The organism is Ureibacillus suwonensis, assembly GCF_042655065.1.
GTDB classification, from domain to species: Bacteria; Bacillota; Bacilli; order Bacillales_A; family Planococcaceae; genus Ureibacillus; species Ureibacillus suwonensis.
In genome coordinates this window covers 1-9,075 of record NZ_JBHSNQ010000156.1, presented here as the reverse complement: position 1 = coordinate 9,075, position 9,075 = coordinate 1, and the positions used below count along the sequence as shown (strand labels likewise).

Annotated in this window: 6 protein-coding genes, 5 tRNA genes and 2 rRNA genes; all 13 read left to right on the top strand. The window is 42.0% G+C overall.

Features of this window, described 5'->3' with window-relative positions; all coding sequences use genetic code 11:
• A 23S ribosomal RNA gene (locus ACFPOH_RS11890) occupies positions 1-93 on the top strand; the annotation flags it as partial.
• Between the two features lie 66 nt (positions 94-159).
• A 5S ribosomal RNA gene (gene rrf, locus ACFPOH_RS11885) occupies positions 160-275 on the top strand.
• A gap of 950 nt (positions 276-1,225) precedes the next feature.
• Positions 1,226-1,300 (top strand) — tRNA-Asn (locus ACFPOH_RS11880).
• A gap of 385 nt (positions 1,301-1,685) precedes the next feature.
• Complete coding sequence (locus ACFPOH_RS11875) at positions 1,686-2,477, top strand: ABC transporter ATP-binding protein (RefSeq protein WP_342470930.1); 792 nt, start codon at positions 1,686-1,688, stop codon at positions 2,475-2,477.
• On the top strand, positions 2,471-4,378 hold the full coding sequence (locus ACFPOH_RS11870) for an AMP-dependent synthetase/ligase (RefSeq protein WP_390309819.1): 1,908 nt from the start codon (positions 2,471-2,473) through the stop codon (positions 4,376-4,378). The genes ACFPOH_RS11875 and ACFPOH_RS11870 overlap by 7 nt, the downstream gene beginning before the upstream one ends.
• Positions 4,353-5,234, top strand: a complete 882-nt coding sequence (locus tag ACFPOH_RS11865) for a branched-chain amino acid ABC transporter permease (RefSeq protein ID WP_342580607.1) — start codon at positions 4,353-4,355, stop codon at positions 5,232-5,234. The genes ACFPOH_RS11870 and ACFPOH_RS11865 overlap by 26 nt, the downstream gene beginning before the upstream one ends.
• A 4-nt stretch (positions 5,235-5,238) precedes the next feature.
• Entirely contained in the window at positions 5,239-6,300 is a 1,062-nt protein-coding gene (locus ACFPOH_RS11860) for a branched-chain amino acid ABC transporter permease (RefSeq protein WP_390309817.1), read from the top strand.
• A 42-nt stretch (positions 6,301-6,342) separates the two neighbouring features.
• Positions 6,343-7,578: an ABC transporter substrate-binding protein gene (locus ACFPOH_RS11855; RefSeq protein ID WP_390309815.1), complete on the top strand. Its 1,236-nt coding sequence runs from the start codon at positions 6,343-6,345 to the stop codon at positions 7,576-7,578.
• A gap of 78 nt (positions 7,579-7,656) precedes the next feature.
• A complete protein-coding gene (locus ACFPOH_RS11850) occupies positions 7,657-8,436 on the top strand; it encodes an ABC transporter ATP-binding protein (RefSeq protein WP_342580604.1) in 780 nt (259 codons plus the stop codon).
• Positions 8,437-8,569: 133 nt separating this feature from the next.
• Positions 8,570-8,641 (top strand) — tRNA-Glu (locus ACFPOH_RS11845).
• 20 nt (positions 8,642-8,661) lie between these two features.
• Positions 8,662-8,737, top strand: a tRNA-Val gene (locus ACFPOH_RS11840).
• A 9-nt stretch (positions 8,738-8,746) separates the two neighbouring features.
• Positions 8,747-8,831: transfer RNA gene (locus ACFPOH_RS11835), tRNA-Tyr, on the top strand.
• Between the two features lie 6 nt (positions 8,832-8,837).
• Positions 8,838-8,912: transfer RNA gene (locus ACFPOH_RS11830), tRNA-Gln, on the top strand.
• Positions 8,913-9,075: the final 163 nt, after the last annotated feature.

The following is a 9,075-nucleotide window of genomic DNA, read 5'->3' as shown; positions in this document are numbered from 1 at the left end:
GATCCCTCAAAGACGATGAGGTAGATAGGTCCGAGGTGGAAGCACGGTGACGTGTGGAGCTGACGGATACTAATCGATCGAGGACTTAACCAAAAGAAATGCTTTCAATGCCGTTATCCAGTTTTGAGAGAACAACCTCTCTACAATACATAAAACAAGTCTAGTGATGATGGCAAAGAGGTCACACCCGTTCCCATACCGAACACGGAAGTTAAGCTCTTTAGCGCCGATGGTAGTTGGGGGCTTCCCCCTGCGAGAGTAGGACGTCGCTAGGCTCAAAAAGTCATTACTGACAGAAAGTCGGTAGTGGCTTTTTTTTATTGCCCCCAACTACCAAAGACCGAAGGTCAGCTCGGCGCGATATAGAAGCAGGAACCAAAAAGCGAAACAGCAAACCAATTAGAAGCAGACGAGAAGCACGGGGACCAAGAAGATCAAGGAAGCGAGGCGGCACGGAGCGGAGCGTACTTGGTACGTGAGCACCGGACCGCCGAAGCTGACGCAGAGATTCGCCGGTCAACGTGCTTCGGAGTTAGCGCCGATGGGAGTTGGGGGGCCCCCTGCGAGAGCAGGACTCTTTTTCAAGTGAAATCCATACTGATAAAGACCGACAGTCTATTCATTCTTAATAATGAAGCAGAATTGAATTAAAAAGGTTTTTTTGAAGATGATTTTTTCGAAAATAATGTAAGATGAATACTATAAATTCAATGAAATATTTTATCGATATGCCATGAGGGATATAGGCATGAGGATGTTGAATCCTAAACCCCCCGTAAATCAGTGTTACGGGGGGATTGGATTACTGCATCTATGATTTAAAGCAATGCGATTAGTTATTTCGCAATTTCGATAAAAAGATTTGTTGAAAATCCCGTCTTCCTTGCCTTTCTGCGATTTCCATAATCGAGCCTTTTACATCATGGGAATGAACGGTGATTTCATTCCCCTCTTCATCTCTTTCATACGGATCCAACGATATTTTTGTTGATGGTCAATCGAATAGATGCAAGAATCCAATAATTTCACCAAATGGTTTTTGTCTTTTGATGGAATCTTCATATAGTCATTTTGAAGTGCTGTAAAGAGTTTTTCATAGTCTTCCCTCGTTCTTCTTTATGAAAAAACGGAAAAGAAAAACTTTTTAAATTTACTACTTGAAAAAAATGAAAATATGGTTATAATGTAATCTGTACTCAATAAAATAAAATTTTGTTAAAACCGTTCCGAAGTAGCTCAGTGGTAGAGCAATCGGCTGTTAACCGATTGGTCGTAGGTTCGAATCCTACCTTCGGAGCCATTTTTATTGCCTTTTTTCACCCCAAGATGTCTAAATGCCTTCCTCTGCATTGTTTGATGAATCCTTCCGAAAGTTTTCGTTCCTTATAAACATTTCCCCTGAAAAAACTAAGAATGAAAGTAGAAAAAGCATTTATTTAACAATAAAATAATTTTCCCCATACATAATTCATCTATCAAATGATTTTCTTCAAAAAATATCATATTAAAATAACTTCTTAGTATTTTCCGTCAGTAATTTGGAGATCAGGAAGATTGTAAATGATAAAAAATGTTGAAAAGCAGAAAATTTTAATCATAAAAAAGAAAAATCGGTAATATATAATACAAAACATTTTGTCCATCAATAGTTGATTAAGAATAATAAATTTGAAGGGGGAACTTTGTTGGGGCCGATTTTGGAGATAGAAAATGTTTCATTGCATTTTGGAGGAGTAAAAGCTTTAGATCAAGTTTCTTTTTCTATCAATGAAGGTGAAATATTCTCACTTATTGGTCCAAATGGGGCAGGAAAAACAAGCATGCTGAATTGTATTAGCGGATTGTATCAACCGACGAGTGGATCCATCCGCTATAAAGGAAAAGATATAACGGACATGAAGCCTTATGAACGGACTGCCTTGGGAATTGCCCGAGCCTTTCAAAATATCGCTTTGTTTGCTCATATGTCGGTGTTGGACAATATTAAATTGGGCAGACATACTTTGATGAAATCCGGCGTGTTCAGCGGCGGAATTTATGTTGGAAAGGCTTCAAAGGAAGAAATTGAACATCGCGAAAAAGTGGAGGAAGTGATTGAATTTTTGGAGCTGCAAGACATTCGCCACAAACCGGTGGGAACCCTTCCTTATGGCCTTCAAAAACGGGTGGAAGTTGGACGGGCATTAGCGTTGAATCCGGAGCTAATTTTGTTGGATGAACCGATGGCTGGCATGAACGGCGCTGAAAAGGAAAGGATGTCGCAATTTATCCTGGATATGCACGAAGTCATGAAAACGACTGTGGTTCTGATCGAACATGATTTGGGAGTGGTCATGAGTTTATCTCATCACATTGCGGTGCTGGACTTTGGAAAACGGATAGGGTTTGGCACGCCAAAAGAAGTCAGAGAAAATCCAGATGTTATTAAAGCTTATATTGGAGAGGATACCGTTATTGAAGGGGGAAAAACATGGTAAAAGAGGTGACGTTGCCATTTCTATTAGTAGAACGGGCAAATCAGGATTCCTCTGGAGTCGCTTTAAGGCAGAAACAGTTGGGGATATGGAAGGAAATCACATGGAACGATTATTTAGAAAATGTCAAAAAACTCTCGATTGCATTGCATAAGCATCTTGATTTCAAGGCGGGAGAAATCCTCGCAATCATCGGGGAAAATAAACCCCAATGGTTATATGCCCAGCTCGCAACACAAACCATTGGCGGAATTTCGGCGGGAATCTATCAGGAATCTTTGCCAGAGCAAATCCGATATTATTTAAATGATCTGAAGCCGAGAATCGTTATTGTGGAAGACCAGGAACAAGTCGATAAATTGTTATCCATTGAGAAGGATATCCCGTTTGTTGAACATATTGTCCACTATGATGTTCGGGGGTTGCGTCATTACCAAAACCCCAAATTAATCTCCATGAAAGAGTTATTAAAAATTGGAGAAGAACATTTAAAAGTACACCCTGCTTTCTTTGAACAACAAATCACTTTGCTAAGCGGTCATCAGGAAGCACTCATTTCCTATAGTGCGGCAACCAGCGGAGATCCCAAAGCGGCTGTGTATACCCATCATCAATTGATAGAAGCGGCAAAAAACTTGATTCAACTGGATGAAATGAAAAAAACGGATGACTACTTTTCTTTTTTACCGCTTGCATGGATCCATGAACAAATTATGGGCATCGTAATCCCTATTGTAATAGGGCTAACAGTGAATTTTCCGGAGCGGCCTGATACGGTGATCGGCGATTTAAGAGAAATTGGTCCCCAAACGGTGGTGGCTTCACCAAGAGTGTACCAATCAATCATGTCCAATGTGCAGGTGCGTTTAGAGGGAGCCAGCTGGTTGAAAAGAAAAGTGTATCAATTGTTCAAAAAATACGGGGATAAACGGGCAAAAGCAAAGTTGGAAAAAATCCGCTTATCCGCTTTTGATCGATTCATGTACTTCCTTGGAGATGCCATTGTCTTTAGTGCGATACGTGACCACTTGGGATTTGCAAGAACGAGAAGGGCCTATGTGATAGGAGCGGCTTTGCATCCTGAAGCGTTCTATTTTTACCATGGCATCGGAGTGAATATTAAACAGACCTATGGCGGGACAGAAGTTGCAGGAATTGCCATTGTCCAACGGGATGATGACATCAAAGCAGGCAGTTCCGGAGTGGCGCTTCCGAATACGGAAGTGAAAATTGGGATCGACGGTCTTGTCTATTTGAAAAATAATGCGATCTTCTCCAGATATTTAAAACCGGAACATCAAAGATGGATCGTGGATGGATGGATTTCCCTCGGAGATAAAGGGTTTATTGATAAAGACGGTCATTTATTTATTTTAGACCGGAAAGAAGACGTCATCGTCATGCCGAAAGGAGAAATTTATCCTCATAAAATTGAAAATATCATAAAGTCCAGCCCTTATATTCAAGAAGCCGTTGTAGTGGGAAAAAACCGTCCATTTTTGACGGCGCTCATTAACATAGATATGACTACGGTTGGAAGATGGGCGGACAAACGGCGGGTAATATATACAGAATTTTCTGATTTATCTGTAAATAAAGATGTGATTGAATTCATCGAGCAAGAAATGATAAGGCTGATGGACGAATTGCCGCCGCAAGAACGGGTGAAAAAATTCATCCTGTTGCCCAAACAGTTCACGGCAGATGCCGGTGAACTGACACGGACATTAAAAATCAGAAGGAATCATGTGGAAAACACTTATAAAGATCTTATTGATGCAATGTATTCCAACAATGGGACGGTTCAAGTCCGCATATCGGAAGCGGAAATTCCGTTGCGCATCATTCAATTGGAGAGGAATTTGGAGGTGACTGAGGATGTTCTTATTGCAAATGCTTATTAATGGGATTGTCGTCGGCAGCATTTATGGTCTTGTTGCCTTGGGATTTGTATTGATTTATCGGGCAAGTGGTGCGCTGAATCTTGCAAATGGCGAATTTGTTCTATTTGGTCCGTACATTTGCTTAGTCATCATGACCTCATTAAACGTGCCTTTCCTTGCAGCGTTTATAGGTACGTTAATCTTTAGCGCTGTCCTGGGGTTGGTTGTCGAGCGACTGGTCATTCGGCAATTGCAAAATGCCCCAACCATTTCCGTCATCATGGCAACTCTTGGATTATCCAGTTTACTCGCGGGTGCAGTCCATATTATTTGGGGGCATTCAACCAGAACATTTCCACCGGTATTTCCTCAGACACCGTTAAATTTGGGAGGCATCATCGTCACTCCCGTCTACTTATGGTCCTTTATCATTGTCGTGATTTTGTTGATCGTTTTTTCGATTTTCTTCAAGTTTTCCAAGATTGGACTTGCCATGCGGGCCGTAGCTGACGACCGGCAAGCTGCATTATCCATGGGGATGAGCGTGAAGTTTGTTTTAGCGGTGACATGGATGATTGCCGCAATGGTTGCCGGCATCGGTGGAATTTTGCTTGGAAACATCAATGGAGTCAACCCTACGATGTCTGCCATCGGTTTGACGGTTTTGCCCGTGGTCATTCTTGGAGGTCTTGATAGTGTCATCGGTGCGATTATTGGAGGATTTCTGATTGGCATCATTCAAAACTTGGCAGGAGGCTATTTGGATCCTCTCGTAGGGGGAGGTTTAAAAGATGTAGTGCCATTCATTGTCGTTCTCTTAATCTTAATGCTAAAACCACATGGCTTATTTGGCAGCCGTGGTATTGAGAGGGTGTAATCAGATGAGGAATTTGTTTGTGAGAGAATGCGGAAACTATAAAACTTCCTATAAAAAGGATATGAAGCTCTTTGGTACAAAGAGTGAAATCATAAAATGGCTCATTTTATTGATCATTCTGCTGACATTGCCGCTATATGCCTCCAACTATTGGGTGGGTTTGTTGACGCTATGCGCCATTTCTGCAATTGGCGCCATCGGATTGAACATTTTGACGGGATTTACCGGCCAGATTTCAATCGGAGTCGGCGCCTTTTTAGGGGTTGGAGGATATACAACAGCCATTTTGACAACAACTTATGGATTAAGTTTCTGGATATCCCTTCCTTTGGCGGGGATTGTCACAGCGTTGGTGGGAGGTTTGTTTGGAATCCCTTCACTAAGGCTGAAAGGATTATATTTGGCCATTGCTACACTCGCCGCCCAAGTCATCATTACATTCATCATCAGCCGATGGGACAGAGTGACGGGCGGGACGGCAGGGATGGTATTAAGCCGGCCGGTCATTGGAAATTATGTTCTCACATCGAATGCTTCTTACTATTACTTAACCATCATCATTTTAATGTTGACTGTACTTTATTCGGTAAACCTGTTAAGAACAAGGGTCGGGCGGGCGTTTTTGGCGGTTCGGGACCGGGATATTGCGGCACAAATCATGGGCATCAACTTGTTTTACTATAAGGTGTTGGCCTTTATTATCAGTTCCTTTTTCGTAGGAATCGCCGGTGCATTGCTGGCTCACTACACAATGATTGTGAGCCCGGAACTTTACAATATTCAAGTTTCCATTCAGTACCTCGCCATGGTGTTGATTGGCGGATTGGGAAGCATCCTGGGTTCCATCTTAGGGGCAATTTTCATCACTTTGTTGCCGGTTGGACTCACTTCTGTCGTTGACCTGTTAACCGCCTACATGCCGGATCTTTACCAATTATTCTCCGCCTTCAAAGAATTCGTTTTCGGTTTGGCGATTATTCTCTTCCTAATTTTTGAGCCGGGCGGTTTAGCGCATATTTGGCAAAACATTAAAAACTATTTTAGAGTCTGGCCATTCTCTTACTAAGGTTGATAAAAAATTAATTATATAAAAAACAAGGGGGATCAGATGTTGAAACGCAAAAGTTTATTGGGGTTTTTACTAGGGGTGTTGTTGCTCATTCTTTCAGCATGCGGAGGCCAAGATTCGGCCAGTCCAAGCACTTCTTCCGATTCATCCGGATCCGACGGAAAGAGAACCGTCGTTGTTGGCGGTTTGTATGATATTACAGGAGGTACCGGAGATGTAGGAACCCCTTATGCGGAAGGGGAAAAAGCTTACTTCGAGTATTTGGAAATGAAAGGTGGAGTGGAAGGGCTGAATTTAAAACTAATCGGTAAAGACTACGCTTATCAAATTCCGGAAGCGCAAAAACTTTATCAAGAATTGCGTGACAAGGAAAAGGCTGTTGCCATATTAGGTTGGGGTACAGGGGATACGGAAGCGTTAAGACAACAAGTTGCTTCTGATCAGCTGCCATTCATTTCAGCTTCCTATTCCGAAAACTTGAAAAATATTAAAGAAAGTCCATATAATTTCTTAACCGCCGCTTCTTATTCCGATCAAGGACGGGCAATCCTGAAATGGATTGTTGAAAATCATGAAGGTGACAACCCTCCGACACTGGCGCTTCTTTATAATGATACAGCATTCGGTAGATCACCGATTGAAGATATCAAAGCCTATGCTAAAGAAGTCGGAGTGGAAGTGGTAGATGAACAGGTGATTGATGTTCAGGCAACAGAAGCCCAATCCCAATTGCTGAATATGGAAAAGAAAAATCCGGATTATGCGATTATTCAACAAACATGGGGAGCGACTTCAACCATTTTGCGTGATGCCAAAACATTGGGCATCGATACGCAATTTATCGGTTTAAACTGGGCAGCGGGAGAAGGAATCATTGATATCGTTGGAGCGGATGTTGCCGAAGGATATATGGGCATCCTTTCCCACGCATTTCCATATGAAGATATGCCAGGGATGGCTGAAATTAAAGAGTATTTGGATGCAAAAGGCAAGACGATTGATGATATCAACCAAAAATTTGTACAGGGATGGGTTGCTGCAAAAATAATGGTTGAAGCAATCAAAATCGCTGCTGAAAAATACCCTGATGGAGATTTGACAGGTCCACAAATTCGTGAAGGTCTTGAATCCATTCAAAATCTGGACTTGGGAGGACTTGCCGCAAACGTATCATTTGCACCGGATAATCATGCCGGAACAGAAAAGATTCGTTTGGGTATTGTAAAAAATGGAAAATGGGAGCCGATTACTGATTACTTCAGCCATAACGATTAATAGATGGAGAAAATCCGAAAAGGGACAAAACGACATTGTCCCTTTTCTCTTTAATGTTGATGAAAGGGGATAAAAATAATGCTCCGTGTAAATAATTTGGAAGCGGTATATCAAAAAATGATACTTGCATTGAGAGGAATTTCATTGCATGTCAAGGAAGGCCAAATTGTTGCCTTGCTTGGCAGCAATGGTGCGGGGAAATCCACCACATTAAAAGCCATCTCGGGACTCTTGGCGGCGGAAGATGGGCATATTACAGACGGAACAATAGAATTTCAAGGAGAAATCATAAACAATACTTCACCGGATCAATTGGTGAAAAAAGGAATTTTTTTGTGCATGGAAGGCCGTCGAATCTTCAAAGACTTGACTGTGGAAGAAAATTTGTATGCGGGGGCTTATACAAGAAAAGACCGTTCTGCCATAAAAAAGGATATTGAAAAAATTTACGGATACTTTCCTAAATTGAAAATGCTCGAACATCGCAAAGCGGGATATTTGTCCGGCGGAGAACAGCAAATGTTGGCCATTGGCAGGGGACTCATGGCAAAACCGAAATTGCTGCTTCTTGATGAACCATCATTAGGGATAGCACCGCTTCTGGTAAAGGAAATTTTTGATAATATCAAAAAAATTAATGAAGAAGAAGGGTTGACCATCCTGGTTGTTGAACAGAATGCCAATATCGCCCTTTCCATAGCCGATTACGGTTATATCATTGAAAACGGAAGGGTTGTAATGAAAGGCGAAGCTGCCGCTTTGTTGGAAGATAAAACAATTAGTGAACATTATTTGGGGACAGGGAAAGGCCTTAAAAAAGGCGGAATCTACCGGCGCCGTCAACGGATTGTGTGGTGATTTTGCGTACAGCTACCTTGAAGGGGTCACTTCCTTTAAAGGTAGTTTTATTTTTTTAGAAAAAAATTATATTTTCTATTGCATAGTAAAAAAAATCATGGTAATATAACTCTTGTCTTGCGAAAAGGCGAATGGCCCCTTGGTCAAGTGGTTAAGACACCGCCCTTTCACGGCGGTAACACGGGTTCGAATCCCGTAGGGGTCATTATTTTTTTCTTCATTTTAGGAGGATTAGCTCAGCTGGGAGAGCATCTGCCTTACAAGCAGAGGGTCGGCGGTTCGATCCCGTCATCCTCCACCATATATATTTGGAGGGGTAGCGAAGTGGCTAAACGCGACGGACTGTAAATCCGTTCCCTTTGGGTTCGGCGGTTCGAATCCGCCCCCCTCCACCATTTTATTGGGGTATAGCCAAGTGGTAAGGCAACGGATTTTGATTCCGTCATGCCCAGGTTCGAATCCTGGTACCCCAGCCATTGTTAATCAATAAACTCGGATATGTAGCCCTTCAATGGTTCTTTGTCAAATGGTGTTGGTGAATAAATTTTAGTGACATTATTTGGTAATATGTAATCGGATGGCTTAGGGGAAATTCGAGGTTCCCCTAAGCTGTTTTTATTTTCGCTAAGTTTTGGGTAA

Coding starts and splice junctions, on each gene's coding strand:
- ACFPOH_RS11850 (WP_342580604.1), top strand. CDS start 7,657: ATGCTCCGTGTAAATAATTTGGAAGCGGTATATCAAAAAATGATACTT.
- ACFPOH_RS11855 (WP_390309815.1), top strand. CDS start 6,343: ATGTTGAAACGCAAAAGTTTATTGGGGTTTTTACTAGGGGTGTTGTTG.
- ACFPOH_RS11865 (WP_342580607.1), top strand. CDS start 4,353: ATGTTCTTATTGCAAATGCTTATTAATGGGATTGTCGTCGGCAGCATT.
- ACFPOH_RS11860 (WP_390309817.1), top strand. CDS start 5,239: ATGAGGAATTTGTTTGTGAGAGAATGCGGAAACTATAAAACTTCCTAT.
- ACFPOH_RS11870 (WP_390309819.1), top strand. CDS start 2,471: ATGGTAAAAGAGGTGACGTTGCCATTTCTATTAGTAGAACGGGCAAAT.